The following is a 16,557-nucleotide window of genomic DNA, read 5'->3' as shown; positions in this document are numbered from 1 at the left end:
ACGCTTGCCGGCGTATGCGAAAGGGCGGCCGGCGCACGCCTGGCCGCCCTCCCGATCGAGGTCTAGTCGCGCTTGTAGCCGACCACGAGCTCGCCCGCGAGCTGCTCGCAGAACAGCCCGATGTCGGTGATCACGCCGATCGCCTGCGCCGAGCCCCGGTCCGCGAGCTTGGTGACCGTCGCGGGGTTGATGTCGACGCTCACGAGCGGCACCTTCGCGGGCAGGAGGTTCCCGGTCGCGATCGAGTGCAGCATCGTGGCGACCATGATCGCGAAGCCCACGCCCGGCAGCGCGGCGCGCATGGCGCGCTGGCCCTCGATGACGTCGGTGTACACGTCGGGCAGGGGGCCGTCGTCGCGCACGGAGCCGACGAGCACGAACTCCTTCTTGTTCTTGACCATCGCGTGCATGATGCCGCCCTTGAGGACGCCCTGCTCGACGGCCTCGCTGATGGAGCCGCAGGTGCGGATCTTGTTGATGGCCCGGATGTGGTGCTCGTGGCCGTGCGGCACCCCGTGCCCCTTGTCGAGGTCGACGCCGAGCGAGGTGCCGTACAGGTTCGACTCGATGTCGTGGGCGGCGAGGGCGTTGCCGGCGAAGATGACGTCGGCGTAGCCCTCGTTGATGAGCGCTTCGAGGGCCTTGCCGGCGCCGGTGTGGACGATGGCGGGGCCGCCGACCCACAGGATCTTCTCGCCGCGGGCCTTGACCTCGCGCATGCGCTCGGCGATCTGGCGCACCTGGAGCGCTTGGGGCCGTTCGGAGGAGACGCCGCCGCTCATGAACTCGAAGTTCGAGGACTCGGGGTTCTTGCGCTCGGGCTCGGGCAGGGGGAGGACCTTGACGCCCAGGCCGCCGCAGACGACGAGGTCGCCGGCCTTGACGTCGGAGACCGGGAGGGTCCAGGCCCTGGCGCGGTCCTCGTCGACGATGATGCCGCAGTCCATCTCGGAGTTCTCGACGTCCATCCAGTTGCCGTTGAGGCGGATCTGGGTGTCGAAGTTGGTGGTGGAGTAGAAGTCCTCGGGGAAGACGCCGTCGCGCGGGGCCGGCTTGAGGACGGCGATGCCGGGGTCGAGCGGGTTCGCGCCGTGCGTCTGGAGGCGCATGACGATGCGTTCGACCAGCTCGGGCGTCTCGGCGGAGACGGTGAGCTGGACGTAGGACTCGTCGGTGTGGTGGCGGCCCACGTCGAAGCGGTCGATCGTGTAGGCCCCCGAGTACTCGAGGACGTCGTCCATCACGCGGGCGAAGACGCCCTGGTCGATGAGGTGTCCGCGCAGCTCGACGGTCTTTGCGTGTTCCACGTTGGTGCTCCTGTTGCTTCCCGGCCTCGTGTCCCCGCGAACTTACGGCTCGCGGGCGTCGCCGCGGGCGCCGGCCCGGGGACGCCGAGACGAGCCTAGCTCCCGGCGCAGGGGAGCAGGCGAAGGCTCCTCGGGGTCAGGCGGCGGTGGGCGGCGGCGCGGCCGCGGCCTTGGCGGCCCCGATCTCCTCGGCGGTGGGCCAGTGGCGGGTGACCAGGTACTGGATGAGGAAGCCGACGAGGCCCCAGGCGCCCACGACGTACGGCAGGGTCGCCCCGAACTCGACGATGAGGCCGATCCCGGCGATGGCGATGCCCTGGCTGAGCTGCAGCCCGGAGTTGGCGGCGGCGACCACGCGGCCGCGCCAGCCGTCGGGGATGCACTGGGCGAGGGTCGCGTTCATCGGGGCCATGATCATGTTCGCGGCGCCCGCGCCGATCGCGATGAGGAGCACCCCGGCGAGCGGCGGGTCGAGCAGTGCCGTGGTGAGGACCGCCGGGCCGATGAACGCGAGCGGCCGGATGAGCCGGTCGCGCACCGAGGGCCGCACGAATCGCGTGAACAGGAGGGTCGCGACGACCGCGGCGGCGGCGTCGACGGCCATGATCAGGCCCTGCGTCTTGGAGTCCCCCTGCAGGTGCACCGACCACAGGACCGCGACGCCCTCGGGGACGGCGGTGAGCGCGAACAGGCCCCAGACCCCGAGGGACACGGTGCGCAGGACCTTGTTGTCGCGCAGCATCCGGAGGCCGTCGGCGGTCTCGGCGAGCACGTGGCGGCGCGCTTCGCGCTTGTTGACCGAGGGCCGGTACTGCACGAGCAGGCTGATCGCGATCGCGCTGACCACGAAGAGCCCGGCGTTGATCGCGAGGGCCGTGTACGGGTCGATCGCGGCGAGGAGGCCGCCGGCGAGGTAGCCGATGATCTGGGCGGTCGCGGCGGCGCTGAACGAGAGCGCGATCGCGACGGACAGGGCGTCGCCGGTGAGGATCTGGGCGAGGGTGGCGACGCGGGCCGCGTTGTAGGCGGGCTGGACGGCGGCGACGGCGAAGACGATCGCGATCATCACCCCCACGGGCAGGCCCGGGATGAGCAGCAGGCTGATGAGAGCGGCGCGCAGCACGTCGCACACGATCATGACGTTGCGGTACGAGTAGCGGTCCACAATGGCCCCGAGGACCTGGGCGAGGCCGAGGTAGGGCGCGAAGCTGATGGCGAACGAGGCGGCGGCGAGCGCCGAGGACTCGGTCTGCTGCCAGACGAGGAAGGTGACGGCGACGCGGTTGAGCATCGCCCCGGCGTTCGAGAGGCAGAAGGCGAGGAGGAACCCGGCGGCTTCACGGTCGCCGAAGACCTGGGAGAACGACGGCTTGCGGTCGGTCTCGGCCGCGTCGTCGGCGGGCCCGGCCGGAGCCGGCGGGGGGTTCTGGTTCGACACAGGGCCTTCCTCGTTCTCGGCTCCGCGAGCGTCGGCCTCGGGCGCCGGTCTCCACCGTGCTGTCGGCCGCCACGGGGGTGGTGCGGCCCCGCCGGCATCGACACGGAAGGGGGCCGCGTCGGCGCAGGGAATCGCCGAGGCTCCGAGTTCCAGAGCGGTGATACCTGAAGGGCGGTAAGTGACAATCCTCCGCGATTGCCGCAAGTGTCACCAGTCTGCCCCTGGCGCATGTGGTTGTCAAGCGTCCCACTGTGTTCAAAGTGTAAAAACCCGGACGGAGCAGGTGGGTCCGTAATGACCGCCCAAAACTACGCCTGCCGCCTCGCGAAGGCGGCGGCGGCCTCGGTTCGATAACGGTGGAGTCAAGGGCATCGCACGAGACGGGAACGGCCGCGCGCCCCTGCCGGACACCCCGCCCCCGGCGGTATCCTCCAATCAGTTTTGTAGGAACCATCTAAGGAGCCGAGCGATGACCGCCAGCGCCGAATGGACCGCCCGCGACGCGTCGACCGTGTGGCACCCCTTCACGCAGCACGCGAACTGGACCGGCGACCGGCCCGTCGTCGTCGACCGCGCCGAGGGGCCCTGGCTCATCGACGTCGACGGCCGCCGCTACCTCGACGGCGTCTCCTCACTGTGGACCACGACCGTCGGCCACGGCCACCCCGACATCAACGCCGCGATCACCGCCCAGCTCGCCAAGCTCGACCACTCCACGTTCCTCGGCACCACCCACACCCCCGGCATCGAACTCTCCGAAGCCCTCATCAGCCTGGCCCCCAAGGGGAACGGCCCTGAGCTCACCAAGGTCTTCTACGCGGGCGACGGCTCCTCCGCGGTCGAGGCCGCCCTCAAGATCGCCTACCAGTACTCCACCCAGACCGGGCGCTCCCGGCCCACGTTCGTGCGCCTCGACCAGGCGTACCACGGCGACACGCTCGGCGCGGTCGCCGTCGGCGGACACGACCTGTTCCACGAGGCCTACAAGCCCCTCCTGCTCGACACGATCGGCGTCGCCTCCCCGGGCGACCGGAACCTCGGCCCCGACCGCAATCGCAAGGCGGCCGCCGACCTGCGCGCGGTGATGGACGAGGCGGGCGACCAGGTGTGCGCGATCATCGTCGAACCGATGATCCAGGGCGCCGCCGGCATGCTCGACTACGACGCCGCGTTCCTGCGCACCGCAAGGGAACTCGCCGACGCCCACGGGGCGCTCCTCATCTTCGACGAGGTCGCGACCGGCTTCGGCCGCACCGGGAGGATGTGGGCCGCCGAGCACGCCGGCGTCGTCCCCGACCTGCTCACCTGCGGCAAAGGCATCACCGGCGGGTACCTGCCGCTCTCGGCGGTGCTCGCCGCCGAACACGTCTACGAGGCGTTCCTGACCCGGCCCGGCGACACCGCACCGCGCACGTTCTTCCACGGCCACACCTACACCGCCAACCCGCTGTGCTGCGCCGCCGCACTCGCGAACCTGCGGGTGATGGGGGAGCAGGACGTGATCGGCCAGGCGGCCCGCCTCGGCGACCGGCTCGCGAAACTGCTGGAACCGGTGGGCGCCAAGGACGGCGTGGTCGAGATCCGCCAACTCGGGACCATGATCGGCGTCGAGGTCGCCCCCGCCGGCGACCGCACGGGCTTCGCGGTCTGCCAGGCCGCGCGCGAGCGGGGCGTGTGGCTGCGCCCGCTGGGCGACACCGTGGTGCTCATGCCGCCGCTGACCCTCGGCGACGACGAGACCGACCTGCTCGTGAACGCCCTCGCCGAAGCCGTGGACGAGGTCACCGCGTGAGCACTGTGGAAGACGCGCAGCCGATCCGCCGGGCACACGGAACGGAGCCGGAGACGACCGCCGCTCCGGGCGAACCGCCGACGCCGACCGGGCCCGATGCCGTCTGGAACCGGCTGGGACGCAAGGCCGACCTCCGCGCCAAAGCCGGACTCACCCGCACCGTCCGCACCCGCGCCGCCGCGATCGACCTCGCCGGGAACGACTACCTCGGGCTCTCCCGCCACCCGGCCGTCCTGACCGCCGCGGCCGCCGCACTCGCCGACCACGGGCTCGGCGCGGGCGGTTCCCGCCTCGTGCGCGGCACCACAGGCGTCCACGAGCGGTTCGAAGCCGACTTCGCCCGGCACACCGGCACCGAGACCGCCGTCCTGTACTCCTCGGGGTACATGGCCAACCTCGGCGCCGCGGCCGCGCTGGCGGGCCCGGTCCTGCTCGACGCCCACGCCCACGCCTCGCTCCACGACGCGGCCCGCCTCGCCGGCGGCCGCTCGGCGACCTTCGCGCACAACGACCTCGAGGACCTGGAACACCGGCTCCGGGAGCTGCGGCCGGCACTCGTCGCGGTCGAATCGGTGTACTCGGTCCTCGGCGACGCGGCCCCGCTTCGCGACATCCACGCCCTGACGAGCGCGTACGGCGCGCTGCTGCTGGTCGACGAGGCCCACGGGATCGGCACGGTCGGACCGCGCGGCGCGGGCGGAGTCGCCGCGGCCGGGCTCGCGGGCGATCCGGGGATCGTCGTCACCGCCACGCTCTCGAAGGCCCTCGGCGCGGCGGGGGGCGTGATCGCGGGGCCGGCGGCGCTGCGCCGCCACCTGCACGACACGGGCCGCACCTTCATCTTCGACACCGCGCCGCCCCCGGCGGTCATCGCCGGAGCCGGTGCGGCACTGGCGATCGCGCGCGAATCCGACAGCGCCCGAACCGAACTCGCCCGCCGCGCGGCCCGCGCGGCCGAGCTGCTCGAGGTCGCGGCCCCGGCCGCCGGGGTGCTCTCACCGCCCGCGGGTGACGCCCGGGCGGCCACCGGGTGGGCCGAGCGGTGCGCCGCCGAGGGGGTGGCGGTCGGCTGCTTCCGCCCGCCGTCCACACCGGACCACCGCTCGCGGCTGCGGATCACGATCAACACGGGCATCGACGCGGCCGACTTCGACCGGGCGCTGGATTCGGTGCGAGCGGTGAGGTAGGCGGTCGGCGCCGTTGCGCCGTTGCGCCGTTGGGCCGTTGGGCCGTTGGGCCGTTGGGCCGTTGGGCCAGCGGCGCCTGCGCCATGCGATCGCCAGTGTTCGCGGTCGCATCCTGCGATGGCGCTCGCGCTGGCGGCCGCGCCGGGCGCATAGGGCATGCCCCTTCCCACCCGCATCCGCCTCCGACCGGCCGAAGCAATGCGACGACTCTCCCACAAGGGTCCGACACACCATCGTTCCCGCAGGTCACGCGCAAAGTGCCGGGCGGCGGGCGGCTCGCCGGGCGGGCCGTTACGTTATCCGGATGATCGCCTTCGAAGGACCGGTCCTCGTGACCGGCACCGATACCGGGGTCGGCAAGACCGTCGCCACCGCCGCGCTGGCCGCCTACCTCATGCGGCAGGGCCGCAGCGTCGAGGTCGTCAAGATCGCCCAGACCGGGGACGACGACGACGCCGCCGAGGTCACCCGCCTCTCCGGGGCGCCGGCCCGCGCGCTCGCGGCCTACCCCGATCCGCTGGCGCCCTTCGCCGCCGCGCGCCGCAGCGGCCTGCCGCTGCTCGACCTCCACGAAGTCGCCGAGACGATCCTCGACCTGAAGTCCGAGGTGGTCCTCCTCGAAGGCGCCGGCGGCCTCCTCGTCCAGCTCGGCGCCGGCGGCTGGACCGCCCGCGACCTCGCCGTGGAGCTCGGCTGCCCGGCCGTCGTCGTCGCCCGCGCCGGGCTCGGGACCCTCAACCACACGGCCCTGACGCTCGAAGCGCTGTCCCGGCGCGGCATCGACGCGTCCGTCCTCATCGGATCGTGGCCGCTGGAGCCGGGCCTGGCCGAGTACGAGAACCTCAAGGACCTTCCGGGCCGGCGCATCGGCTGGATTCCCGCCGGGGCCGCCGCACTCGCCCCGGAGGTCTTCCGCCTCAGCTCCTCGGAATGGTTCGACCTGGAAGGGGACCTGGGTCGCTTTGCCGCAGGCGATTAGCGTGACGCCTCGCCTACGAACTCGTCACAGCGATGGTGCTCGCTCCCACCGGCCTTGACGGCCCCCGGTACATTGTTATCGAACCGGCCCATTAGGTGCCGAATCAGTGCGATGCGGGCGCCTCTACCCCCGGCGCCCGCATCGCACCACACGATCCACCGCGGCATCCTGCCGCGGCACCCCGAGCGATCCGAAGTCCCGCGGCTACGCGGGCACGCGCCGCTCGGCCGCGCGCAGTGCCTCGAACCTCGGCAGGGCGAGCCCGAGGAGCCAGTCCAGGCCCCAGTCGATGCCCGACGCCTCGACCGGCCGGAACTCGCACCGCATCCGGAGTCCGTCGTCCTCGTCCCCGGTGTCGTCCACCGTGTGGTCCCACGAGTCCCGCCGGTCCTCCGTGCGCATCCACGAGTACGTGTTCACCTGGTAGTCGAAGTCGTGCCAGTCCGGCACCGCCATCAGCTTGCTGCCGAGCACCTCGCCGAAGACGACGCCCCGGACGCCGGTCTCCTCGACCGCCTCGCGCATCGCCGTCTCACCGGGCGTCTCGCCCGGCCGCGCCCCGCCCCCGGGGACCTGGACGCCCGCCTCCGGCTGATCCCGGTGGAGCATCACGAGGACCTCGACTCCCGGCCGGTCGGGCAGATCACGAAGGACATAGGCGGTGCCGCGTTGGCGGAACTCCAGGAATTCAGGCATCCGGACAGCCTGGCAAGCGCCTGCACCGCACCGCAACGCATTAAACGGCGAGCCGCACCACGAGCGGGCTCGGCATCCGGAACGACAGGTTCGGCTCGCTCACCGGAGCGGCCACCACCCGGCAGCGGGGGAGCAGCGGCGCCAACTCCGTCACGACCACCTCGGCTTCCAGGCGCGACAACTGGCTCCCCAGGCACCGGTGCGCCCCGGCCCCGAACGCCAAGTGCCGCCGCGAACCGCGCTGGCCCGGCACCATCCGCATCGGACACTCCGCCACGCCCTCGTCCACGCCGGCGGCCCCCAGCCACACCAGCACCGACTCGCCCGCCCGCACCTCGAAACCGTCGATGTCGGTGTCCCGCTTCACGATCCGCCGCCACGACGTGATCGGCGGCAGCAGCCGCAGACCCTCCTCGACGATCGCCGACGGCGCCGACCCCAGCAGGCCCGGCTCCTCGACCAGCCGGTGCAGCAGCAGCGTCAAGAACTGCGAAGTCGTCTCCTGGCCCGCCACCAGCAGAAAGAACAGCGCCGCGGTCGCCGCGTCCTCGCCGTACTCCTCCAGCAGCCGCCGCGTCGCACCCGACGACTCCCTCGTCCACCCCCGCAGCAGCGCATGGAACGGCCCCACCACCGCGGCCAGCTCCCGCTGCCGCTCCGGAGAGGGCTCGCCCCAGAACAGCTCGAGCGAGGCCCGGCTGAAACGCTTGACCTCCACGGCCGCTTCGACGTCCAGACCCAGGAGCCGCGCCAGCGCCGCGAGCGGGATCTCCGAGGACACCGCCGCGTCCACGTCCACCGCCTCGCCCTCCCGCAGCCGCCAAGCGACCCCGGCAGCCGTGCGGCGCGCCAGACCGTGGAGCCAGGGGCGCAGCGCCTCCACGTTCGCGGGCGCGAAGACCTCCCCGAACGCCGCCCGGATCTGCTCGTGCGACTCGGTGTCGTTGTTCGCCAGGGTCGCGGGGAGCCGGAACCGGTGGCGGGTCAGCTCCCGCAGCGCGCCCGCGGGGATCGGGGTGACCGCGTCGAGCGCGTTCGCGGCCGAGAACCGCTCGCGGTCGGCCAGCACCTGCTTGGCGAGACGGTGCGAGGACACCACCACCTGCCCGTCGCGGCGCAGCACCGGGGCATCGGGTCGGGGATGTTTCCACAGCTCGAAGAGCACGCGCGCAGCCTACCTCCCCCGAAAGTACGAGTCCCGTTCACGGTAATCTGCTCTCAGTCTTTCGGCGCCCCGCACCGTGATCCGCCCCCCGGCGGCCGACCTGCGGGAACGCCGTCCGGCACCTGACTGAATGCCCATCGAAGGAGACCGTCCCTTGCAGGAGTACTCCTCCCAGGCCGCCTACGACCGCGGCGAGGCCGTCTGCGTGATCGGCGCCGGAGCATCCGGCCTCATCGCGGTCAAGAACCTCCGCGAGAACGGCTTCGAAGTGGACTGCTACGAGCGCGACACCGTGCTCGGCGGCCTGTGGAACCCCCAGAACCAGCACAGCGCCCTCTACCCCAACACCCACCTCGTCACCTCCCGGTCCCAGACCGAGATCCCCGACTTCCCCATGCCCGACGACTGGCCGGACTACCCGTCCGCGACCCAGATGCTCGAGTACCTGACCTCGTACGCCAAGCACTTCGGGCTCTCCGAGCACATCTGGTACGGCTCCGAGATCTCCCACCTCGAACCGGTCGACGGCGCCCGCTTCGAAGTCGTCGTCAAACCCGCCGCGGGCAGCGCCGCCCGGCGCCTGCGCTACGGCGCCGTCATCATCGCGACCGGTCACCACTGGGCCCCGAACCTCCCGTCCTACCCCGGCCTCGACGAGTTCCGCGGCACCGTCCTCCACTCCTCGCAGCTCAAGGACCCGTCCCGTCTGCGCGGCAAGCACGTCCTCGTCATCGGCGGCGGCAACTCCGGCGTCGACATCGCCTGCGAAGCCGCCGTGAACGCCGCCGGCTGCGTCCACTCCGTACGCCGCGGCACCTGGCACCTGCCCAAGTACCTCGGCGGCGAACCCTCCGACTACGCGCTCGCCCGCCTCGCCTCCCGCCCGAAGTTCCTGCGCCGCTTCCTCGCCGACCGCACCCTCAAGGGCCCCAAGCGACTCGCCGAACGCATGGGCATCGAGACCCCCGCCCACGGCCCGGAGGACGAAGAGCCCGTGCGCAACGGCCGCTACCTCGAGCACGTGGGCGACGGCTCCATCAAGCGCCGCGGCGAGGTCGCCCGCTTCGACGGGTTCGACGTCGCGTTCGCCGACGGCACCGAGATCCGCCCCGACCTCGTCGTCCTCGCCACCGGCTACCAGCCCAAGATCGCCTGCGTCGCACCGGAACTCCTCGGCGGCACCCGCGAAGACCCCGCCCCGAAGCTGTTCGCCCGCATGTTCTCGCCCAAAGCCCAGACCCTGGCCGTCGCCGGCCTCGTCGAACCCGGCGTCGGCGTGCTGCCGATCGTCCACTGGCAGACCCACGCGATCGCGCGCTGGCTCCAGATCCGCAAGAGCGACCCCGAACGCGCCGAGAGCTTCAAGCAGCAGGTCAACGCCGAATCGAGCCAGCACGCGGTGGAGCACGTCGACCCGCGCCGCCGCCTCGTGGTCGATGCCGAGGAGTACCTGGCCAGCCTGGGCCGCATCATCGACACCCTCGAACAGGAGCCCGCCAAATGAGCCTCACCGCCTGGGTCCGGCGCGCCCGCACCCCCGAGCCGGTCCCGGTACGGCGCGAGATCGCCGTCTTCGAGCCCGCCGACCTCTTCGACATCGAGATCAAGGACAACCCCGAGACGAACCCGGTGCTCTGCTGCACCGGCGACCCGGCCGGAGCGGCGGCCTTCAACGCCTTGTGGCTCAAGCGGATCGCCGCAACGGGCCGGTACGCGGCAGCCGTGAGCGTGCGCGGCCAGGGCGGCACGCCCGCCGCCGACGGCGGCCTGGAGGCCCGCGCCCACGACGTCGTGCAGGCCGCGGTCACCGTGCCCCGCCAGACCGTCCTCATGGGACACGGCGAGGGGGCGGCGTGGGCCGCGCTGGCGGCCGGGCGCTACCCGGCGGCGGGCCTGGTGCTCGTGTCGCCGCGAGGCTTCCCGAAGCAGCTCCCGAAACCGGTGGGCGAGCCGCCGGTGCTGCTGGTGGTGGGCGAGTCCGAGACGCAGTCGAAGGAGGTCCAGACGGTCGCCGACGAGTACGGCATCACGCCGCTGACCTTCGCGGGCGCCCCCGACGACGTGTTCAAGGGCGGCGCCGCCGAAGGACTCCTCGACACGGTCCTGTCCTGGCTCGACGCACAGAAGTAGCGATCCCGGCGCACGCCGAAAGCACTGCGGCGGGCTGGGTTTGGTTCCCCGGTTTTCCACGGTACCGAGGCGAACCTGAAGCCGAGCTGAAGCGACCTGAAGCGAAGCTGAAGCCGGTCGTCGGGAGGAGGGCGCCCGCCGTTTCGGTGCACGCCGAGTGTCCGTGCAGGCGCAGGGAAAGGCCCCCGGTTTCGACGCTAACCAGGCGAACCTGAAGCCGAGCTGAAGCCGGATCGGGCCAGGCCCGCCGCTTCCGAAGATTCACCCGTTCGGGGCAGCGCCCGGAAGGCCGGGCGCCTTATACGACCGCGCCGTCGTCGGTGTCGTCCGGCTCCTTGTCCGGGCGCAGGCGGCTGATGAGCAGCCACACGCCGATCAGGAACCCCACGAACCCGACCAGGCGCCCCGGATTCGTCCCCAGCGGCGCGATGCCAGGATTCACCAGCAGCGTGATGCCGCCGATGATGAGCAGCAGGCCGCCGACCGCCGGCAGGCTCGGCCACGGCACCGGAGGCGGCTCCGGCGGTTCGTAGTCGTCCTCGTCGTCGTCGTCCGGCAGCTCCGCGTCCCACAGGTCCAGCAGCGTCGGCTCGTCGTCCGACGAAGACGACGCCACCGGAGGCGTCATCGGCACGACCTCGGTCGGATGCTCCTCGGCGTCGAGCCCCTTCACGAGCCCGCTCCCGGTGTCCCCCAAGCCCTTGATGAGCTCGTTGAAGCGCCGGTCGACGTCTTCGGGACGCAACTCCTCACGGCCGCTCCCGCCGCCCTGCTCACTGCTCTCGGGCTCGCCGTTGCCCTCCTGCTCACTGCGGTCAGTCATGGACACCTCGGGTCTTGACCACCTGCCGGCTCATGAACTCGACACTCCCGGAGAAGATCGTCTCAGCGTCGTAGTCGAGCGTCGCCACATGGAAGCTCCGCGGCAGCACCGTCGACTCGACATCCTTGGAACGCACGCCCGCCCGGATCACCGCACTGTTGCGCGGACTCACCACGTGGTCCTCCGCGCTCGTGAAGATCCGCAGCGGCACCGTCACCCGCGCCAGCTCCGGCCGCGTGACCTGCCACAACCGCCGCAGCGACGCATACGCCGCCACCGGCGTCCGCGACGTCGTCTTCTCCCGCACGTCCGGCTTGTTCACGTCGGACCCGATCGAAGCCACGCTCGGCATCACGTACCGCAGCACCGGCGCCAGGAACCCCTGCGGCTTGTCGTCGAAGATCGCCGGATTCACCAGCACCAGCCCCGACAGGTCGCCGCCGCGCTGCTCGGCCAGCCTCAGGCACAGCGAGCCGCCCATCGACAGGCCGCCCGCGAACACCGGCCGGCCCAGCGCCAGCGCCTCGTCCAGCGCCTGCTCGAGCCGGGCGTACCACTGCTGCCACGTCGCCTTCGCCAGCACCTGCCACGTGTCGCCGTGGCCCGGCAGCAGCGGAGAGATCACATTGAAGCCCTGGTCGCGCAGGTACTCGCCCCACGGGCGCATGCTCGCCGGATCGGAGGTGAACCCGTGGCACAGCACCATCGTGGCCTTGGCGTCGGCACCGAGGTCGAACGTGAACTCCTCGGAATCGTTCGTCACGTCGCCTCCCGGGTAGCTGAATGACGGGGCGCGGAAACCGCAAGGGCTCGTGCACGGCCCGCAGGCCGCACGGCCGGGCGGTCCCGTTTCGCGCCGCTTGCCCATTCTCGCACGCGTCCGCCGCCCATCGCCACCGCGCGGGACACCCCGCCGCACCGAACGGGCACCGGGGAGCGTTCGACGTCAGACGGATTGACCGGTACCGATACGCTTGAACGCGTGATCTACTGGGTGCTGAAGGCGACGCTGGGCTCGCTGCTGTGGGTCGTGTACCGGCCGCAGGTCGAAGGGCTCGAACACGTGCCCGAGGACGGCCCGGTGATCCTGGCCTCCAACCACCTCGCCGTCACCGACTCCTTCTTCATGCCCCTGGTCGTCAAACGCCGGGTCACGTTCATCGCGAAAGAGGAGTACTTCACCGGCACCGGCTTCAAAGGCTGGTTCGTGCGCACCTTCATGAAGGCCGTCGGCGCCATCCCCGTCGACCGGGCCGGCGGCGACGCCGCCAGCGCCTCGCTCGACACCGGCAAGCGCGTCCTCTCCGAAGGCCGCCTCTTCGGCATCTACCCCGAAGGCACCCGCTCGCCCGACGGCCGCCTCTACCGCGGCAAGACCGGCGTCGCGCGCCTCGCCCTCCAGACCGGCTCGCCGGTCGTCCCCGTCGCGATGCTCAACACCGGCGAACTGCAGCCCATCGGAAAGCGCATCCCCCGCATCGGCCGCGTCAAGATCAGGTTCGGGCCCTCGCTCGACTTCAACCGCTACCGCGAGCTCGTGGGCGACCGCTTCATCGAGCGCGCCGTCACCGACGAGGTCATGGACGCCCTCAGGGCGCTCTCAGGCCAGGACTACGTCGACGAGTACGCCGCGAAGTTCAAGGACAAGCAGTAGCCGTCGGGGTCGGGGTCGTCCGGCGCCTTATTCGGATCTGCCGCGGTGGTTTGCTCCGCCACCGTAATTCTTCTTCGAACCCACCGCTGTGCTTGCTGTTCGGCTCCGTCGCTGTGCCTTCTTCGGCTCCGCCACGGTGCTGCTTAATTCGGCTCCGCGACTGCGCCTTCTATTCGGCTCCGCCACCATGCTTCTTATTCGGCTCCGCCACCATACTTTTTTATTCGGCTCCGCCGAAGCCTGCCCGCCGCCGCAGCGCCGGGAGGTCCACCACGACGATCTTGCGGCCCTCCGTGCGCAGCCAGCCGCGGTTCGCGAAGATCCCGATCGCCTGGTTCACGCTCTGGCGCGAACCGCCGGCCATCTCCGCCAGCTGCGTCTGGTTCAACTCGATCGTCGTCATCGGCGACGAATGCTGCTCCGCCAGCCGCACCAGCGTCTTCGCCACCCGCCCCGGTAGATCCAGGAACACGTGGTCGGAGGACTGCTCGGTCAGCCGCCGCACGATCATGCCCATCGACCGCAGCACCGCGTCCAGCATCTTCGGGTTCCCGTGCACCAGTTCGAGGAACGACGACCGCGCCAGCGCCAGGGCCGACGTGTCCTCGAGCGCCTCCGCGCTGGCCGACCGGGGCGATCCGTCCAGCAGGGAGACCTCCCCGAGCACCTCGGGGGCGCGGGCGACGTGGAGCATCGCGCGCTCGCCGGTCGCGGCGGTGCGAAACACGCTCACCGCACCCGACCGGATCATGATGAGTGATTCGCCCGGCTCGCCTTCGAAGAACAGGAGGTGCCCACGCCGGTAGTGGCGCTGTACCGCCACCCCCGCGATCTGCCGCCGTGCCTGCGGGTCGAGGCCGGCGAACATGGCGACGCCTGCAAGCGGGTCTTCAGATGGGCTGACACCCATAGTTCTCCCCCTTCGGTGGGTCCCGGGTCCGCGGGTTCCCTCCGATGATCGCTGTCTTTTCCGTCGTTGTACAGAGCCCGGTGTCGGAAACTTCACGCTCCGTTGGGCCATGTGTCCAGACGGCGCACTTGTCGCTCGACCGAGTGTACGATCAAGTCTACGTGCTTTTGCGTCGATTGTCCGGTATCGCATCGCCCGCGTGCGGATCGCGAGGTCAGATTCCGGCTGCATGATCGTATGGCGTAGCGTCGACTCCAGTCCGGCGACATACGGGTGGGGTCCAAGAACGGCCGAAAAAGACCGCTCGAGATCATACGAAAGGCCGATGCGTGGCGTACCGATACTTCTACGACTGCGAGTTCATCGAGGACGGTCGCACGATCGAACTGGTCTCGATCGCCGTCGTCGACGAGCAGGGTCGCGAGTACTACGCCGTGTCGACCGAGTTCGACCCCTCCCGCGCCATCGACTGGGTGCGCCGCAACGTCCTCGACAAGCTCCCGCCCCCCGCGAGCTCGCTGTGGAAGAACCGCGCCACGATCCGCGACGAGCTCTACGAGTTCCTCGTCTCGCCCGTGCGCCGGAAGACCGGCTCCCACCCCGGCGAGCGGGTCGAGCTGTGGGCCTGGATCGGCGCCTACGACCACGTCGTGCTCGCGCAGCTGTGGGGCACGATGCCCGAGCTGCCGCGGGCGCTGCCGCGCATGACCAAGGACCTGCGCCAGCGCTGGGAGGACCTCGGCCGTCCCGAGCTGCCGACGACGCCCGACGCCGACATGCACGACGCGCTCACCGACGCCAGGCTCAACCTCGCCCGCTGGAAGGCCCTCGAGGGGTTCCGCGCCGAGCGCGCCGCGTACGGCCCGGTCGATACGCGCCGCTAGACGGACCTGCCGAACCCCTGGTCGCCGCCCCCGGTCGCCGATATAGGCTGGGCGTGTTTCGGCAATGGGGCCGCCCAGTTACCAGTCCTCACTCCAGGGAGTAAGACACATGCGCATTGGCGTGCTCACCGGCGGCGGTGACTGCCCCGGTCTCAACGCGGTCATCCGTGCCGCGGTCCGCAAGGGCAGCAAGGAATTCGGCCACGAGTTCGTGGGCTTCCGCTACGGCTGGAGGGGCCCCATCGAGGGCATCACCCAGCCCCTGGACTGGGACTCGGTCGAGAACATCCTCGACCAGGGCGGCACGATCCTCCACTCCTCGCGCACCAACCCTTACAAGATCGAGGGCGGCGTCGAGGCCATCAAGAAGAACATGGCCGCGCTGGGCGTCGACGCGCTCATCGCGATCGGCGGCGAGGACACCCTGGGTGTGGCCACGAAGCTGACCGCCGACGGCGTCAACTGCGTGGGCGTGCCGAAGACGATCGACAACGACCTCTCGGGCACCGACTACACCTTCGGCTTCGACACCGCGGTGAACATCGCGACCGAGGCCATCGACCGCCTGTGGACGACCGCCGACTCGCACGACCGCTGCATCGTCGTCGAGATCATGGGCCGCCACGCGGGCTGGATGACGCTGCACGCGGGCATCGCCGGCGGCGCGAACGTCACCCTCATCCCCGAGGTCGCGTTCGACATCGAGAAGGTCGCGAACTTCGTCAAGGAGCGCAAGGAGGCCGGCAAGGCCACCATCGTCGCCGTCTCCGAGGGCGCGCACGCCCAGGAGGGCATGGTCCTCAAGGACGGCGAGGTCGACGCGTTCGGCCACGTCAAGCTCGGCGGCGTCGGCGACTGGGTCGCCAAGGAGATCAAGGAGCGCGCGGAGATCGAGACCCGCGCGATCATCCTCGGCCACCTGCAGCGCGGCGGCACCCCGACCGCGTTCGACCGCGTGCTCGCGACCCGCCTGGGCCTCGAGGCCGCCGCGGCCGTGAACGAGGGCGACTTCGGCAAGATGATGGCGCTCCAGGGCACCAACGTCGTGCGCATCCCGATCAACGAAGGCACCGACGTGCTCAAGACCGTCCCGGTCGAGCGCTACGCCGACGCCGAGGTGTTCTTCGGCGTGTAGCCGACGGGCACACCGAAAGCATTGCCGGGCCCTGGGGAAGGCCCCCCGGTTTTCCACAGTAGTGGGGGGAACCTGAAGGGGAGCTGAAGCCGGACCGGCCATAAAGCACTGTCAGAGCGCAACCACGGGCACGCCCGGTCGTTAGACCAGGTGTGCCCGTGGCTTCTCTAGAGGAAATCGGCGAGATCCCGCATCTCGCCGATTTCACGTATCACAAGACCCTGCCGGACATCGACTTCGAGACGACTCCCGTGCCGGGTCTGGACGCCGACTTCTACCGGCGCCCGGTCGGCGACCGGACCCTCAGTGTCGGCGTCTACCGCTTCGGCGGGGCCGAGACGCACCGGGCCTGGGGCTGGGTCGGCGAGGCGCACTGCTCGTGGCACGCCTACCGCAACCCCGCGACCGGCGGTTTCGACGGTCCCTTCCAAGGCTGCCCGGTGTTCCGGCTGCTGCG

16 protein-coding genes are annotated in these 16,557 nt (G+C 71.0%); 8 read left to right on the top strand and 8 right to left on the bottom strand.

What is annotated here, in order from left to right; genetic code table 11:
- Window positions 1-62 precede the first annotated feature (62 nt).
- Together QWI33_RS02320 and QWI33_RS02315 are read right to left on the bottom strand one after the other, a co-directional pair.
- The gene (locus tag QWI33_RS02320; RefSeq protein WP_289954465.1) at window positions 63-1,307 is read right to left on the bottom strand and encodes an ornithine cyclodeaminase, nickel-pincer nucleotide-dependent; all 1,245 of its coding nucleotides are present in this window, start codon (window positions 1,305-1,307) and stop codon (window positions 63-65) included.
- A gap of 136 nt (window positions 1,308-1,443) precedes the next feature.
- Window positions 1,444-2,745, bottom strand: a complete 1,302-nt coding sequence (locus QWI33_RS02315) for an MFS transporter (protein ID WP_289954462.1) — start codon at window positions 2,743-2,745, stop codon at window positions 1,444-1,446.
- 469 nt (window positions 2,746-3,214) lie between these two features.
- Here QWI33_RS02315 and bioA point away from each other — a divergent pair, with 469 nt between their 5' ends.
- The 3 genes from bioA to bioD all read left to right on the top strand — a co-directional run bounded on the left by bioA (window position 3,215) and on the right by bioD (window position 6,703).
- Complete coding sequence (gene bioA, locus QWI33_RS02310) at window positions 3,215-4,537, top strand: adenosylmethionine--8-amino-7-oxononanoate transaminase (RefSeq protein ID WP_289954460.1); 1,323 nt, start codon at window positions 3,215-3,217, stop codon at window positions 4,535-4,537.
- Window positions 4,538-4,650: 113 nt separating this feature from the next.
- Entirely contained in the window at window positions 4,651-5,724 is a 1,074-nt protein-coding gene (locus tag QWI33_RS02305; protein WP_353895379.1) for an aminotransferase class I/II-fold pyridoxal phosphate-dependent enzyme, read from the top strand.
- Between the two features lie 304 nt (window positions 5,725-6,028).
- Entirely contained in the window at window positions 6,029-6,703 is a 675-nt protein-coding gene (gene bioD, locus QWI33_RS02300) for a dethiobiotin synthase (protein WP_289954456.1), read from the top strand.
- A gap of 204 nt (window positions 6,704-6,907) precedes the next feature.
- Here bioD and QWI33_RS02295 read toward each other — a convergent pair whose 3' ends face one another.
- Window positions 6,908-7,399 carry an NUDIX domain-containing protein gene (locus QWI33_RS02295; protein WP_289954454.1) on the bottom strand — a complete coding sequence of 164 codons (492 nt, stop codon included), beginning with the start codon at window positions 7,397-7,399 and terminating at the stop codon, window positions 6,908-6,910.
- 40 nt (window positions 7,400-7,439) lie between these two features.
- A complete protein-coding gene (locus QWI33_RS02290) occupies window positions 7,440-8,564 on the bottom strand; it encodes a cytochrome P450 (RefSeq protein WP_289954452.1) in 1,125 nt (374 codons plus the stop codon).
- Window positions 8,565-8,718: 154 nt separating this feature from the next.
- On the opposite strand from QWI33_RS02290, the gene QWI33_RS02285 reads away from it, so the two are divergent.
- On the top strand, window positions 8,719-10,068 hold the full coding sequence (locus QWI33_RS02285; RefSeq protein WP_289954449.1) for a flavin-containing monooxygenase: 1,350 nt from the start codon (window positions 8,719-8,721) through the stop codon (window positions 10,066-10,068).
- Window positions 10,065-10,694, top strand: a complete 630-nt coding sequence (locus tag QWI33_RS02280; protein WP_289954447.1) for an alpha/beta fold hydrolase — start codon at window positions 10,065-10,067, stop codon at window positions 10,692-10,694. Before QWI33_RS02285 ends, QWI33_RS02280 begins: the two co-directional genes overlap by 4 nt.
- A 298-nt stretch (window positions 10,695-10,992) precedes the next feature.
- Here QWI33_RS02280 and QWI33_RS02275 read toward each other — a convergent pair whose 3' ends face one another.
- On the bottom strand, window positions 10,993-11,517 hold the full coding sequence (locus QWI33_RS02275; protein ID WP_289954445.1) for a hypothetical protein: 525 nt from the start codon (window positions 11,515-11,517) through the stop codon (window positions 10,993-10,995).
- Window positions 11,510-12,280, bottom strand: a complete 771-nt coding sequence (locus QWI33_RS02270; RefSeq protein WP_289954444.1) for an alpha/beta hydrolase — start codon at window positions 12,278-12,280, stop codon at window positions 11,510-11,512. The genes QWI33_RS02275 and QWI33_RS02270 overlap by 8 nt, the downstream gene beginning before the upstream one ends.
- A 219-nt stretch (window positions 12,281-12,499) precedes the next feature.
- On the opposite strand from QWI33_RS02270, the gene QWI33_RS02265 reads away from it, so the two are divergent.
- Window positions 12,500-13,171, top strand: coding sequence for a lysophospholipid acyltransferase family protein (locus QWI33_RS02265; RefSeq protein WP_289954442.1), 672 nt, complete (start codon window positions 12,500-12,502; stop codon window positions 13,169-13,171).
- A gap of 220 nt (window positions 13,172-13,391) precedes the next feature.
- Here the strand turns inward: QWI33_RS02265 and QWI33_RS02260 are convergent, their stop codons facing one another.
- Complete coding sequence (locus QWI33_RS02260; RefSeq protein WP_030158415.1) at window positions 13,392-14,081, bottom strand: Crp/Fnr family transcriptional regulator; 690 nt, start codon at window positions 14,079-14,081, stop codon at window positions 13,392-13,394.
- Window positions 14,082-14,410: 329 nt separating this feature from the next.
- Between QWI33_RS02260 and QWI33_RS02255 the strand changes: the two genes are divergently transcribed.
- Together QWI33_RS02255 and QWI33_RS02250 are read left to right on the top strand one after the other, a co-directional pair.
- The gene (locus QWI33_RS02255; protein ID WP_289954435.1) at window positions 14,411-14,965 is read left to right on the top strand and encodes a polyadenylate-specific 3'-exoribonuclease AS; all 555 of its coding nucleotides are present in this window, start codon (window positions 14,411-14,413) and stop codon (window positions 14,963-14,965) included.
- A gap of 109 nt (window positions 14,966-15,074) precedes the next feature.
- Window positions 15,075-16,100, top strand: a complete 1,026-nt coding sequence (locus QWI33_RS02250) for a 6-phosphofructokinase (protein WP_270114282.1) — start codon at window positions 15,075-15,077, stop codon at window positions 16,098-16,100.
- A 167-nt stretch (window positions 16,101-16,267) separates the two neighbouring features.
- Here the strand turns inward: QWI33_RS02250 and QWI33_RS02245 are convergent, their stop codons facing one another.
- Complete coding sequence (locus QWI33_RS02245) at window positions 16,268-16,474, bottom strand: hypothetical protein (RefSeq protein WP_289954432.1); 207 nt, start codon at window positions 16,472-16,474, stop codon at window positions 16,268-16,270.
- Between the last annotated feature and the right edge of the window lie 83 nt (window positions 16,475-16,557).

Source organism: Glycomyces tritici (assembly GCF_030403505.1).
Note: the sequence above shows the minus strand (reverse complement) of the source record. Positions and strands in the feature narration are given on the sequence as shown.

Excerpts from the sequence above, each read along its gene's own strand:
- bioA (WP_289954460.1), top strand. The coding sequence starts at position 3,215 with ATGACCGCCAGCGCCGAATGGACCGCCCGCGACGCGTCGACCGTGTGG.
- bioD (WP_289954456.1), top strand. The coding sequence starts at position 6,029 with ATGATCGCCTTCGAAGGACCGGTCCTCGTGACCGGCACCGATACCGGG.
- QWI33_RS02295 (WP_289954454.1), bottom strand. The coding sequence starts at position 7,399 with ATGCCTGAATTCCTGGAGTTCCGCCAACGCGGCACCGCCTATGTCCTT.
- QWI33_RS02280 (WP_289954447.1), top strand. The coding sequence starts at position 10,065 with ATGAGCCTCACCGCCTGGGTCCGGCGCGCCCGCACCCCCGAGCCGGTC.
- QWI33_RS02275 (WP_289954445.1), bottom strand. The coding sequence starts at position 11,517 with ATGACTGACCGCAGTGAGCAGGAGGGCAACGGCGAGCCCGAGAGCAGT.
- QWI33_RS02260 (WP_030158415.1), bottom strand. The coding sequence starts at position 14,081 with ATGGGTGTCAGCCCATCTGAAGACCCGCTTGCAGGCGTCGCCATGTTC.
- QWI33_RS02250 (WP_270114282.1), top strand. The coding sequence starts at position 15,075 with ATGCGCATTGGCGTGCTCACCGGCGGCGGTGACTGCCCCGGTCTCAAC.